The sequence below is a fragment of the Pseudomonas sp. PAMC25584 genome (genome assembly GCF_058135675.1).
In genome coordinates, this window is record NZ_CM176870.1 from 707,086 (window position 1) to 719,959 (window position 12,874).

Annotated in this window: 9 protein-coding genes; 6 read left to right on the top strand and 3 right to left on the bottom strand. The window is 64.2% G+C overall.

Annotation, left to right across the window (positions count from 1 at the left end; genetic code table 11):
* Positions 1 to 329 precede the first annotated feature (329 nt).
* Complete coding sequence (locus ACS5Q8_RS03100) at positions 330 to 5,228, top strand: alpha-2-macroglobulin family protein (protein ID WP_465159820.1); 4,899 nt, start codon at positions 330 to 332, stop codon at positions 5,226 to 5,228.
* Between the two features lie 198 nt (positions 5,229 to 5,426).
* Here ACS5Q8_RS03100 and ACS5Q8_RS03105 read toward each other — a convergent pair whose 3' ends face one another.
* Positions 5,427 to 5,720 (bottom strand): hypothetical protein, encoded by a 294-nt coding sequence (locus ACS5Q8_RS03105; protein WP_017849656.1) that lies wholly within the window; start codon positions 5,718 to 5,720, stop codon positions 5,427 to 5,429.
* Positions 5,721 to 5,810: 90 nt separating this feature from the next.
* Between ACS5Q8_RS03105 and pbpC the strand changes: the two genes are divergently transcribed.
* The 5 genes from pbpC (at position 5,811) to ACS5Q8_RS03130 (ending at position 10,579) form a co-directional block, all read left to right on the top strand.
* Positions 5,811 to 8,141, top strand: coding sequence for a peptidoglycan glycosyltransferase PbpC (pbpC, locus tag ACS5Q8_RS03110; protein ID WP_465159821.1), 2,331 nt, complete (start codon positions 5,811 to 5,813; stop codon positions 8,139 to 8,141).
* Positions 8,142 to 8,298: 157 nt separating this feature from the next.
* Positions 8,299 to 8,607: a MazG-like family protein gene (locus ACS5Q8_RS03115; RefSeq protein ID WP_276196331.1), complete on the top strand. Its 309-nt coding sequence runs from the start codon at positions 8,299 to 8,301 to the stop codon at positions 8,605 to 8,607.
* On the top strand, positions 8,600 to 9,349 hold the full coding sequence (locus tag ACS5Q8_RS03120) for a methyltransferase (RefSeq protein WP_276196332.1): 750 nt from the start codon (positions 8,600 to 8,602) through the stop codon (positions 9,347 to 9,349). Before ACS5Q8_RS03115 ends, ACS5Q8_RS03120 begins: the two co-directional genes overlap by 8 nt.
* Positions 9,350 to 9,373: 24 nt before the next feature.
* The gene (locus tag ACS5Q8_RS03125) at positions 9,374 to 9,976 is read left to right on the top strand and encodes a DUF4136 domain-containing protein (RefSeq protein ID WP_465159822.1); all 603 of its coding nucleotides are present in this window, start codon (positions 9,374 to 9,376) and stop codon (positions 9,974 to 9,976) included.
* A gap of 45 nt (positions 9,977 to 10,021) precedes the next feature.
* Positions 10,022 to 10,579 carry a DUF4136 domain-containing protein gene (locus ACS5Q8_RS03130; RefSeq protein WP_465159823.1) on the top strand — a complete coding sequence of 186 codons (558 nt, stop codon included), beginning with the start codon at positions 10,022 to 10,024 and terminating at the stop codon, positions 10,577 to 10,579.
* Positions 10,580 to 10,613: 34 nt separating this feature from the next.
* On the opposite strand, the gene ACS5Q8_RS03135 is transcribed toward ACS5Q8_RS03130, so the two are convergent.
* Together ACS5Q8_RS03135 and ACS5Q8_RS03140 are read right to left on the bottom strand one after the other, a co-directional pair.
* Positions 10,614 to 11,462, bottom strand: coding sequence for a MaoC family dehydratase (locus ACS5Q8_RS03135; protein ID WP_465159824.1), 849 nt, complete (start codon positions 11,460 to 11,462; stop codon positions 10,614 to 10,616).
* Between the two features lie 2 nt (positions 11,463 to 11,464).
* Positions 11,465 to 12,817: a 3-oxoacyl-ACP reductase gene (locus ACS5Q8_RS03140; protein ID WP_426100313.1), complete on the bottom strand. Its 1,353-nt coding sequence runs from the start codon at positions 12,815 to 12,817 to the stop codon at positions 11,465 to 11,467.
* Between the last annotated feature and the right edge of the window lie 57 nt (positions 12,818 to 12,874).

The following is a 12,874-nucleotide window of genomic DNA, read 5'->3' on the forward strand; positions in this document are numbered from 1 at the left end:
TGTGGAATGGGGGGTTAAATGTGGGAGGGGGCTTGCTCCCGATGGCGGTGAGTCAGTCAGCTTATTTGTAGCTGACCCACTGCAATCGGGGGCAAGCCCCCTCCCACATTTAGCCCTCATTCCACATTTAGCCCCTCATTCCACATTTTGATCTCCAGTGATTTTGATCTCCGGTGATGTTGATCTTCGGTGTTTGTGGGATTTGGCTTGGGTCGGGGGATGCGAAGAACCAAACCGCCCTCCGTCGGTCAATGTGACCGGCGCCACAGCGGCTTGGCCGGCGCTGATATATAGTTCACCCCTCGGTTTCCTCTGACTACGAGTGCCTCATGCTTAACAAAGGACTGTTCCTGGCTTGTGCGCTGGCCCTGCTGAGCGCCTGCGATTCCTCCGATAAACCGGCTGCCCCGCCCGCCCCAGCAGCGAGCAGCGTAGCGCCGAAGGCAGCCAAGGCGGCGGTGGATGTGGCGGCGTTGAAGCAGCGGTATGCCGGGCGTGAGCTGAGTGTGGTGGACGTGTCGGAGGTGCAGTTGGACGGCGCCAGCACGTTGTCGGTGAGTTTTTCCATCCCGTTGGACCCGGAGCAGAAATTCGCCGACAAGTTGCATCTGGTGGACAGCAAGTCGGGCAAGGTCGACGGCGCCTGGGAGCTGTCGGATAACTTGATGGAGCTGCGCCTGCGCCACCTGGAACCGCAGCGCAAGTTGGTGCTGACGGTCGACCCCGGCGTGCGCGCGGTGAATAACAACCTGTTGCCCGCCGAGTACATCGCCCGCCTGGAAACCCGCGACCTGCAAGCCACTGTCGGCTTCGCCAGCCGTGGCACGCTGTTGCCCACGCGCCTGGCCGAGGGGTTGCCGGTGATTGCGCTGAATGTCGACAAGATCGACGTCGAGTTCTTCCGGATCAAGGCCGAATCCCTGCCGTCGTTCCTCGCGCAGTGGGGGCGCAACACCAGCCTGCAAAGCTATGAATCGCGCGAACTGCTGCCGCTGGCCGATCTGGTCTACGGCGGCCGTTTCGACCTGAACCCGGCGCGCAATACCCGTGAAACCCTGTTGCTGCCGATCGCCGGCCTCAAGCAATTGCAGCAGCCGGGTGTGTACCTGGCGGTGATGCGTGCGTCGGGCACCTACAACTATTCGCAACCGGCCACGTTGTTCACCTTGAGTGATATCGGCGTGTCGGTTCACCGCTACGCCAATCGCCTGGACGTGTTTACTCAGGCGTTGGACGGCGGCAAGGCGCTGGATGGCGTCGACCTTGAAGTGCTCGACGCCGAGGGCCGGGTGGTGGGCCAGGGCAAGACCGAGAAGGGCGGTCACGCCGAACTGCCGTTGCCGAAAAAGGCCCAGGTGCTGCTGGCCAAGCAGGGCGAACAGACCAGCCTGTTGCGCCTGGACAGTGCTGCCCTCGATCTGGCGGAGTTCGATATCGGCGGGCAACCGTCGCACCCGCTGCAATTCTTTGTGTTCGGCCCGCGCGATCTGTATCGCCCTGGCGAAACCGTGCTGCTTAACGCCTTGTTGCGCGACAAGGACGGCAATGCAGTTAAACCGCAGCCGGTGAGCGTCGAAGTGCGTCGCCCGGATGAGCAGGTTAGCCGTAAATTCGTCTGGGATGCCGACGCGTCCGGCCTCTATCAATATCAACTGCAACTGGCCGGCGAAGCGCCGACCGGGCGTTGGCAGTTGGTGTTCGACCTGGGCGACGGCAAGCCACAGTTGTATGAATTCCTTGTCGAAGACTTCCTGCCCGAGCGCCTGGCGCTGGAGCTCAAGGGCAGCGACACGGCATTGAGCCCGGCGGAGAACCTGGTCATCCAGGTCAATGGCCGCTACCTCTACGGCGCGCCGGCGGCGGGCAACCGGGTCAGCGGGCAGGTGTATGTGCGCCCGCTGCGCGAGGCGGTGAAATCGCTGCCGGGTTACCAGTTCGGCTCCGTCACCGAAGAAGAGCTGAGCCAGGATTTTGAACTGGATGAAAGCGTACTCGACGCCAAGGGCCAGGAAGCCCTGAGCCTGGAAAGCAAATGGGCCGACGCCAAGTCGCCGCTGCAACTGATCGTGCAAGCCAGCCTGCACGAATCGGGCGGACGCCCGATCACCCGGCGCCTGGTGCAGCCGATCTGGCCGGCCGAGCAACTGCCGGGTCTGCGCGGGCTGTTTGACGGCAAGGAAACCAACGGCGACGGCCCGGCGGAATTTGAAGTGCTGCTGGCCAACCAGGCCGGGCAGAAACTCGCCGCGAAAAACCTCAAGGTGCGCCTGGTGCGCGAGCGCCGCGACTACTACTGGAATTACTCGGAGAGCGACGGCTGGAGCTATCACTACAACCAGAAATTCCTCAACCTTGACGAGCAGACCCTGAACATCAAGGCCGGCGACACCGCCAAGGTCAGCTTCCAGGTGGAGTGGGGCCCGTACCGCGTCGAGGTCGAAGACCCGCAGACCGGGCTGGTCAGCAGCCTGCGCTTCTGGGCCGGTTACCAGGCCCAGGACAACACCGAAGGCGGCGCCGTGCGGCCCGATCAGGTCAAGCTGGCGCTGGACAAGCCCGCCTATGGCGACGGCGATACCGCCAACGTCACCGTGACGCCGCCGGCGGCCGGTAAAGGCTACCTGCTGGTGGAGTCTGCCGAGGGGCCGCTGTGGTGGCAGGAAATCGACGTGCCAGCCGAGGGCAAACGTTTCGCCGTGAAGCTCGACCCGAAATGGGCGCGTCATGATCTCTACGTCAGCGCCCTGGTGATTCGCCCCGGCGAGCGCAAAGCCAACATCACCCCCAAACGGGCGGTGGGCCTGCTGCACCTGCCGTTGGATCGCACCCAGCGCAAACTTGCGCTGACCCTCACCGCCCCGGAAAAAATGCGCCCCAAACAAGCGCTGACGGTGAAAGTCGCCGCAAAAAATGCCGATGGCAGCGTGCCCAAACAGGTGCATGTGCTGGTGGCGGCGGTGGACGTGGGCATCCTCAATATCACCGAATACCCGACGCCCGATCCGTATTCCAGCTTGTTCGGCCGCAAGGCGTATGGCGTGGACCAGTTCGACATCTATGGCCAACTGATCGAGGCCGGCCAGGGGCGCCTGGCGAGCCTGGCCTTCGGTGGTGACGCTGCGTTGGCCAAAGGCGGCAAACGCCCGGACACCAGCGTGACCATCGTCGCCCTGCAAAGCGCGCCGGTGACGTTGAACGAGCAGGGCGAGGGCGAAATCAGCGTCAATATCCCGGATTTCAACGGTGAGCTGCGCCTGATGGCCCAGGCCTGGAGTGATGATCGCTACGGCATGGCTGAAGCCAAAACCGTGATCGCCGCACCGCTGATTGCCGAATTGTCTGCGCCGCGCTTCCTTGCGGGTGGCGACCAGACCACCTTGGCGCTGGACCTGTCCAACCTGTCGGGCAAGGCGCAAAAGCTCGATGTGCAACTGAGTGCCGAAGGGCAGTTGGAGCTGGTCAACGGTGGCGCGCAATCGGTTGAACTCAAACAAGGCCAGCGCACCACGCTGCGCATCCCGGTGAAAGCCTGGGGCGGCCTGGGGCAAGGCAAGTTCAAGGTCACGGTGAACGGCCTGGACCTGCCCGGTGAAAACCTGCCGCCGTTCAGCCGCGAATGGACCCTGGGCGTGCGCCCGGCCTACCCGGCCTTGCTCAAGCAGTATCGCGCGGTGCTCAAGGAGCAGCCGTGGAGCCTACCGGCGGGCGCGCTCGATCAGTTCGACAGCTCGGGGCGCGAGGCGTTGCTGAGCCTGTCGAGCCGGCCGCCGTTGAACCTCGGCGCGCAAATCACTGCGCTCAAGGCTTACCCCTACGGTTGCCTGGAGCAGACCGCCAGTGGCCTGTACCCGTCGCTGTATGCCGACGATGCCTTGCTCAAGCGCCTGGGCGTCAAGGGCGAGCCGGACGCCGAGCGCAAACGCAAGATCGAGCTGGGCATCGAACGCCTGCTGGGCATGCAGCGCTACAACGGCAGCTTTGGCTTGTGGGGCGCCGATGGCGAAGAGGAATACTGGCTGACCGCCTACGTCACCGACTTCCTGCTGCGCGCCCGCGACCAGGGCTTTGCCGTGCCGCCGGACGCCTTGAAAAAAGCCAGTGAGCGCCTGCTGCGTTATGTGCAGGAGCGCAACCTGATCGAAGTCGACTACAGCGACAACGCCGAGCACACCCGCTTTGCCGTGCAGGCCTACGCCGGCCTGGTACTGGCGCGCAGTCAGCAGGCGCCGTTGGGCGCGTTGCGCAGTCTGTTCGAGCGGCGCAGCGATGCGCGTTCCGGGTTGCCGTTGGTGCAACTGGCCATCGCCCTGCAGAAGATGGGCGACCAGCCGCGCGCCGATCAAGCCTTGCTCGCAGGGTTGGCGGCGCAACGCAATGCCAAGGAATGGCTGGCCGACTATGGCAGCCCGCTGCGGGACCAGGCGATGATCCTGGCGCTGCTCGAAGAAAATGACCTGGCCAAGGGCAAGCGTGAAGAGCGTTTGTTTACGCTGTCGGATCAATTGGCGGCCAGCCCGTACTTGTCGACCCAGGAACGTAATTCGCTGTTCCTCGCCGGGCGCCTCGGGTTCGCCCAGCCTGAGTCGAATTGGCAGGTGTCGCTCACCGGCAGTGGCGGCGTGCGCGAATTGAATAATCAACAGTCGACGTTGGCGTTGGCCGGCGCGCTGCTGTCCAGCGACCTGAGCCTGAGCAATCAGGGCGAGACGCCGGTGTACCAGCAGTTGACGATCTCGGGTTATCCACAGGTGCCACCGGTTGCCGGCGGCGACAACCTGAGCATCCGCCGCGAATACCTGGGCATGAACGGCCAGCCGCTGAACCTGCGTAGCCTCAACAGCGGCGATCTGGTGCTGGTGCATCTGGCGGTGAGCGCCAAGCAGCGCGTGCCGGACGCCCTGGTGGTGGACCTGTTGCCGGCGGGCCTGGAGTTGGAAAACCAGAACCTGGCGCAAAGCGCCGCAAGCCTGGAAAACGCCAGCAGCCAGGTGAAGGAATGGCGCGAGTCGATGCAGAACGCGTCACTCAAGCATCAGGAGTTTCGTGATGACCGCTATGTGGCGGCGATGAACCTGGATGGCTATGGCACCACGCACTTGTTGTATCTGGCGCGGGCGGTGACGCCGGGGACGTATCGGGTGCCGCCGCCGCAGGTGGAGTCGATGTATCGGCCGAACTGGCAGGCGGTGGGGGAGACTCCGGTGGATTTGGTGATCAAGGGGCGGTGATGGCGCGATGTGGGAGGGTGGCTAAGTCTGGGAGGGAGGCTAAATGTGCAGTGGAGGCTAAATCTGGGAATGGGGGCTAAATGTGGGAGGGGGCAAGCCCCCGATTGCGGTGTATCAGTATCAAATCTACTGACTGACCCACCGCTATCGGGGGCAAGCCCCCTCCCACAGGGATTTGTGGTGTTTTTTGGGGGGGGGTTAGTGGACGACCCAACTGAGCAGCCATAGGCCGAGCATCAGCCAGATGATGCCCATGATGATCGATGCGCGCATGAAGGCGCGAACGGCCGAGTACAGCAGCATCAGGCCGAGGATCAGGGTAATGATGCTGATGATGGACGTGTCCATGCCCAAGGTGCGCGACAGGCCATCGATAAAGTTGCCACCGGCGTGGGTCAAGGCACCGAAGATGCCGCTGAGGCCGTCGACGATAAAACGGATGACGGAGCCGAGCGCCTGGCCCAACCATTCGAAAAAGCTTTCTACCTGCATGTGCGTGTCCTGATGAGAAGGTGGGCGTGTCTGTGCCTTTGGTTGTTGATAACGCCGGCTAGTTCCCTGCAAGCATAGAGGTTTGCCCGTTTGAATTTGCGTTTAGTTGCTCGCTGGACCCTGGCGAGCCTGCTCCTGGTGATTGCGCTGTTGTGGGCGGCCGACCGCATCTGGCCGTTGCCGTTGCCTAAGGATGATTTGGCGCGGGTGGTGCTGGCCGAGGATGGCACGCCGTTGTGGCGATTTGCCGATGCCAATGGCGTGTGGCGTTACCCGGTGCAAACCGGTGAAGTGTCGCCGTATTACCTCGATGCGCTGCTCACCTACGAGGACCGTTGGTTCTACCAGCACCCCGGCGTGAATCCGTTGGCGTTGGCGCGGGCGACGTGGCAGAACCTGACCGGCGCGCGGGTGGTGTCGGGTGGCAGTACCTTGTCGATGCAGGTCGCCCGTTTGCTCGATCCCCATTCGCGCACGTTCCACGGCAAGCTGCGCCAACTGTGGCGCACCGCGCAGTTGGAATGGCACTTGTCCAAGGCCGAGATTCTCAATCTGTACCTGAACCGCGCGCCGTTTGGCGGCACGTTGCAAGGGGTGGCGGCGGCCAGTTGGGCCTATCTGGGCAAGTCGCCGGCGCAACTGACCCATGCCGAAGCCGCCTTGCTCGCCGTGTTGCCCCAGGCGCCAAGCCGCCTGCGCCCCGACCGCCACCCCCAGCGCGCCCAGGAAGCCCGGGACAAGGTGCTGCGCCGCCTCGGCGAGTTCCAGGTATGGCCGCCATCGGCGGTAGCCGAGGCCCTGGAAGAACCCTTGCTGCTCGCGCCGCGCCTGGAGCCCAGCCTGGCGCCCTTGCTTGCCCGTCGCCTGAACCGCGCCGACAGCCCGCCGCTGATCCGCACCACCCTGGACGCCACCCTGCAGCGCCGCCTCGAAGACCTGCTGCTGGGCTGGCGCGCGCGTTTGCCGGAATACACCTCGGCGGCGATCCTGGTGGTGGAGGAAGACAGCATGGCCGTGCGCGCCTACTTAGGCTCGGTGGATATCAATGACGCCAAGCGCTTCGGCCATGTGGACATGATCAGCGCGTTGCGTTCGCCGGGCTCGACCCTCAAGCCCTTCCTGTATGGCATGGCCCTGGACGAAGGGCTGATTCACTCCGAATCGCTGTTGCAGGATGTGCCCAGGCGTTATGGCGATTACCGGCCGGGTAACTTCTCCCTGGGATTTAGTGGCGCGGTGCCGGCGAGCACGGCGTTGTCCAGTTCGCTCAACCTGCCGGCGGTGCAGTTGCTGGAAGCCTACGGGCCGAAGCGCTTTGCCGCGCAGATGCGTATCGGCGGGGTGCCGTTGGCGTTGCCGGCGTTGGCCGAGCCGAACCTGGCGTTGATCCTGGGCGGCGCGGGCAGTCGCCTGGAAGATCTGGTGAGCGGCTACAGCGCCTTCGCCCGTGACGGCAGGAGCGCCACGATTCGATTACAGCCGGACGATACGCTTAAAGAGCGGCCATTACTGTCGCCAGGGTCCGCCTGGATTGTGCGGCGTATCCTCAGCGGTCAGGCGCGGCCCGACCGCGACCCGCGTGCCGAACTGGTGCAGCGCCCGGCGCTGGCCTGGAAAACCGGCACCAGCTACGGTTTCCGGGATGCCTGGGCGATCGGCGTGGGGCCGCGCTATTTGATCGGTGTGTGGATTGGTCGCCCCGATGGCACGCCGGTACCGGGGCAGTTTGGCCTGGCCTCGGCCGCGCCGTTGATGTTGCAGGTGCATGACGTGTTGACCAACCGCGACAGTCAGCGCGGCATCAGCGCGCCGGTCAAACCGGTGCCGACGAATGTCGGTGTGGCGGCGATCTGTTGGCCGCTGGGCCAGCCCATGAGCCGCAGCGATCCCAATTGTCGCCGCCAGCGCTTCGCCTGGACGCTGGACAACACCACGCCGCCGACCTTGCAGGCACTGGATCAGCCGTTGAGTGTGGGCTTGATGGAAAGCGTCTGGGTCAGCAGCAAGGGCTTGAGGGTGGACGCCCATTGCCCCGGCGCCGTGTTGAAAAACATCGCCCTGTGGCCCGCGCCGTTGGAGCCCTGGTTGCCCAGGGCTGAGCGTCGTGATGCGCGCCTGCCGGCCGCTGACCCCGATTGCCCGCCGCCGGCACTGGCCGCGTCGTCGCCGTTGTCGATCGTCGGCGTGCGCGAGGGCGATCAACTGCGCCTGCCCGCCGCCAGCCAACAGACGCTGCGCCTCAACCTCTCCGCCCTGGGCGGCAGTGGCCGGCGCTGGTGGTTCCTCAACGGCGCGCCGTTGGGCGACAGCGCCAACCAGGACAGCATCAGCGCCAGTTTCGAGCAATTGGGCCGCTACCAGCTCAGCGTTCTCGATGAAGCCGGCCAAACCGCCCGAATCGAATTCAGCGTCGTCGACTAAACCCCATCACTGCCAAGCCAGCCCCCACATTCTGATGTGTGAATCCATTCAAATGTGGGAGCAGGCTTGCCTGCGATAGCGCCCTAAAGTCCATCACCCGGATTCACTTGCCTTCATCCCTGATCCCCCCGAAGCTATACGCCTTCAGGAGCCCCCCATGAACCTCGAACACCTCACCGAACGCCTGCATCGCATCCGCGATACTAACAACTGGAAACAATTCCATAGCCCGAAAAACCTGGCCATGGCCGCCAGTGTGGAAATGGCCGAGTTGGTCGAAATCTTCCAATGGCTCACCGAAGACCAGTCGCGCCAGTTGTCCGCCGACACACTCGCCCACGCTGGCCAGGAAGTCGGCGATATCGTGCTGTACCTGCTGTTGCTGTGCAGCGAGTTGGGCCTGGACATGAACGAGGTGGTGCGCGCCAAGCTGGCCGACAGCGAACGGCGGTTTGCCCATGAGTGATCGTCACTTCGACCAACTGGCCACGCGCTTTGCCGAGAAAATCTACGGCGGTGCCAAAGGCGCAATTCGCCTGGCAGTGTTGCAGGCCGACCTCACCGAAGCCTTGCCACAGCGGCCGCTGCGCGTGCTGGATATCGGCGCGGGCCTGGGGCATATGTCGCTGTGGCTGGCCGAGCGTGGGCATCAGGTGACCCTGGCCGAACCCGCCGAGCCGATGCTTAGCGGTGCGCGCCAACGCTTCGCCGAGGCCGGGCAGACCGCGACCTTTATCCACGCGCCCTGGCAAGACCTGCTCGGCCAACTCACCGAGCCCTACGATGTGGTGCTGTGTCACGCCGTTCTCGAATGGCTGGCCGAACCCCACGCGATCCTGCCCGTGCTGCACCAGTTGACGGTGCCCGGTGGCTGGTTGTCGCTGGCGTTCTACAACCGCGATGCACTGATTTACCGCAACCTGCTCAAAGGCCACTTCCGCAAAATGCGCAAGAACGACATGGCCGGCGAAAAGCAAAGCCTGACTCCGCAACAGCCGCTCGACCCGCGAGAGTTGGCGGCGCAACTCGATGGGCTTTGGCAGGTCGAAAGCCACAGCGGCGTGCGGGTGTTCCATGACTATATGCCGGTGGAATTCCAGGCCCGCGTGGATTTGAAGGAGGTGTTGGAGATGGAGCTCGCTCATCGTCGTCACCCAAGTTTTGCCGGGCTTGGGCGGTATTTGCACTGGATCTGCCGTCCGGTTTAAGCGGCCCAGTCAGTGGAGGTCGAAATGCGTCGTATCGGGTTAATCCTGTTGTCCCTGGGGCTGGGCGCCTGCTCCAGCCCCAATCCTTACGTGGCCGCCTCGGCGCCGATCCCGCCGGCGCCGGCCCAGGCGGCCCAGACCTTTGATGCCAGCGCGTATCCCGCGCCGGTGCGTGACTATGGGGCCTATCGCATTTGGGCCTGGCGCAACGGCCAGTTGCCGGCGGGCACGGCCTGGGCGGACTCGGCGCAAGTGGCCGAAGCGGTCAGCGGCGCCCTCGACCAGCGTGGCTTGCGCCCCCTGCACGACAACCGCGCGCCCGACCTGCTGGTGAGCGCCGACGTGCATCTGGAGAAGCGCCTCAAGCAGGTCCAGGATGACTACGGCTATGGGTACGGCGGCTACAATCGTTATGGCAACGGCTACGGCATGTACAACTCGGCGCCGATCGTGCGCACCTATGAAGTTCAGGTCGTCGTCGTGCGGGTCAATCTGTTCGATGCGCGCAGCGGTCAGCCGGTGTGGAGTGCCAGTGCTGAAACCGGCAGCCAGGGCAGCCTCAGTGAGCGGGCGGATGCGTTGCGCCAGGCGGTGCAAAAGGCAATGACGGCGTATCCTCCCAGTTAACAGCTATTCTCATTTAATGCCCGGATCGCTCGTTGGAGAACCACCATGTTTCGACGTATCGCAACGCTCGCTTTTGTCGCGCTGTTGGGCGGTTGCCAGACCAGCCAGGTCAACCACGACTTCGATGCCAGCCGAGACTTCGGTGCCTACCGCAGTTGGGCGTGGAAAGACCCGGCTGTGCAATACCGTCCCGATGATCCGCGGATCAAGAGCGACCTCACCGAGCAACGTATCCGCCAGGCCGTCGGCGAACAACTCGACCAACGCGGCCTGCGCCCCGCATCGGTGGGCACCAGGGCGGACCTGACTGCACAGGCCTACCTGATCGTCGAAGACCGCCAGCAACAAGTCAGCACCAACTACGGTGGCGCCTGGGGCGGGCCGTGGAATGGCTACTGGGGCGCGCCGATGTACAACGAAACGCGCAGCATCAGCTACAAGGTGGCGACCCTCCAGATCGACCTGCTCGACGGCAAGGACGGCAAACTCGTCTGGCGCGGTAGCGACGAGCAAATCATGGTCAACTCGCCCGACCCGCAGGATCGTAGCAACGCCATCCGCAAGACGGTCAGCCGAATCCTTTCCAGCTATCCACCGCACTGAAACTGCGTTGCCCGAGCGAGATCACCGGCCGGTTTCAGCCAATCGGCCGCCATCTACCCACCATGTGTTCAATATCCCCCGAGCCTTTTAACCACAACTCGCCACTGGAACCAGCGCCGCTGGCGTGCAGGGCGACCGCGCTGGGCAGGCGTACCGGTTTCTTGAACTCGACGTCTATGTCGATATTCGCCACGGGCAGGTGCTCACCCAGGGCGGCGAGGGTCCGCGCCTTGTTCCACAGGCCGTGGGCAATGGCTTGGGGGAAACCGAATAATTTGGCAGTCAGGGCGCTTAAATGGATCGGGTTGTAATCGCCGGACACCCAGGCGTAGTGACGGCCGATATCGGCGGGGGCTTTCCAGTGGGTCAATTCGCTGAGCTGGGAGGGCGTGGGCAAGGCGTCGTCCGCCGCCGCGCCGTCGAGCTTCACGCCACGGCAGAGCATGCGGCTCTGCGCTTCCCACAGCAGGCCGAGGGCATCTTCGACGGTGGTCACCACCTCAAACGTCGCGCCCTTGGCGTGGGGCTGGAGGTTTTCTGCGTGTACGGCGATGGTCAGGTCACTCACCGCACCCAAGGGCCGGTGAACACGGATGCGATTGCTGAGGTGGACCAGCCCCAACAGCGGGAACGGAAACGATGGGGCCGTCAGTAGTTGCAACTGCAGGCCGAATGCCAGGATGTGTGGATAAGTTACCGGCAGCATCGGGCTGTCGGCAAAGCCGCACACCTTGCGATACGCCGCCACATGCTGTGGGTTGACGCTCACGCGGCAGCGAAACCCCTGCTCGGGCAAGTGGCTGCCGGTGATTTTGCGCTTGAGCACCGCGTGCCAGTACAACGGCGCAAGCATCGGTGGGCGGTCGAGGGTTTTCCATTCCATGCTTACGCTCCCAGCACACTTTGCCCACACACCCGCAGCGCTTGGCCGCTGACCGCGCCGGAGCCCGGTTGACCGAGCCAGGCCACCGCTTCGGCGACATCCTGCGGCAAGCCGCCCTGGCCCAGCGAGCTCATGCGGCGCCCGGCCTCACGCAGCGCGAACGGGATATGCGCGGTCATCTGGGTTTCGATAAAACCGGGGGCTACGGCGTTGATGCTGATCCCCCGCGCCTTCAACCGTGGTGCCCAGGCCTGGGCCAGCCCGATCAGCCCGGCCTTGCTCGCGGCATAGTTGGTTTGCCCGCGGTTGCCGGCAATCCCGCTGATGGAGGCCAGCAGCACCACGCGCGCGTTGTCGTGCAGGGTGCCGCTGTCGAGCAGGGCCTTGGTCAGCACTTGTGGCGCGTTGAGGTTGACCGCCAGCACGGCGTCCCAGTATTCCGGGGTCATGTTGGCCAGGGTTTTGTCGCGGGTGATGCCGGCGTTATGGACCAGAATGTCGAGGCCATCGGGTAGTTGTTCGATCAACTGGCGGGCGGCGTCTTCGGCGCAGATATCCAGCACGACGGTGCGCCCTCCCAGGCGCGCGGCCAGGGCTTCGAGGTCGGCCTTGGCTTGGGGCACATCCAGCAGAATGACCTCGGCGCCGTCACGGGCGAGGGTTTCGGCGATGGCGGCGCCAATGCCCCGCGCCGCGCCGGTGACCAGCGCTTTGCGCCCGGCAAGCGGGCGCGTCCAGTCTTCGACGGGGGTGGTGCAGGCTTCCAGACGAATCACCTGACCCGAGATATAGGCACTTTTGGGCGAGAGGAAAAACCGTAGCGCCCCTTCCAACTGGTCCTCGGCACCTTGGCCGACCGACAGCAATTGCAACACGCCACCGTTGCGCAGTTCCTTGGCCAGGGAGCGACTGAACCCTTCGAGGGCGCGCTGGGCGCTGGCGGCGAACGGGTCGCTGAGACTTTCCGGGGCGCGGCCGAGGATCACCAGGTGCGCGCTGTGATCGAGATTTTTCAGCAGTGGCTGAAAGAACTCACGCAGTTGCTTGAGTTGGTCGGTGTGTTGCAAGTCGCTGGCGTCGAACACCAGCGCCTTGAGTTTGGGGCCGTGCCCGGGAATCCAGGCCGGTGCTTCCAGTGCCCCGGCGCCGTAGCTATAAATGGCCTCGGTGAGTTTGTGCGCAAACGCCAGCACCTTGGCCGCCAGCGCGCCGCCGCCGAGCAGCAGTGCGCCATCGACCGGGCGCAGGCGCCCGGCTTGCCAGCGTTCCAGGCGTACCGGTGACGGCAGGCCAATGGCGGCGACCAGGCGATGGCCGAGGCTTGAGTTGGCGAAGTCAATATAACGGTCAGACATGGAACGCTCTCCGAAGGCTGGGGTTCAAAGGGTTGACCACCCCGGGGCGGCAGTCGT

Coding starts and splice junctions, on each gene's coding strand:
- ACS5Q8_RS03100 (WP_465159820.1), top strand. CDS start 330: ATGCTTAACAAAGGACTGTTCCTGGCTTGTGCGCTGGCCCTGCTGAGC.
- ACS5Q8_RS03115 (WP_276196331.1), top strand. CDS start 8,299: ATGAACCTCGAACACCTCACCGAACGCCTGCATCGCATCCGCGATACT.
- ACS5Q8_RS03130 (WP_465159823.1), top strand. CDS start 10,022: ATGTTTCGACGTATCGCAACGCTCGCTTTTGTCGCGCTGTTGGGCGGT.
- ACS5Q8_RS03140 (WP_426100313.1), bottom strand. CDS start 12,817: ATGTCTGACCGTTATATTGACTTCGCCAACTCAAGCCTCGGCCATCGC.
- ACS5Q8_RS03105 (WP_017849656.1), bottom strand. CDS start 5,720: ATGCAGGTAGAAAGCTTTTTCGAATGGTTGGGCCAGGCGCTCGGCTCC.
- ACS5Q8_RS03135 (WP_465159824.1), bottom strand. CDS start 11,462: ATGGAATGGAAAACCCTCGACCGCCCACCGATGCTTGCGCCGTTGTAC.
- ACS5Q8_RS03120 (WP_276196332.1), top strand. CDS start 8,600: ATGAGTGATCGTCACTTCGACCAACTGGCCACGCGCTTTGCCGAGAAA.
- ACS5Q8_RS03125 (WP_465159822.1), top strand. CDS start 9,374: ATGCGTCGTATCGGGTTAATCCTGTTGTCCCTGGGGCTGGGCGCCTGC.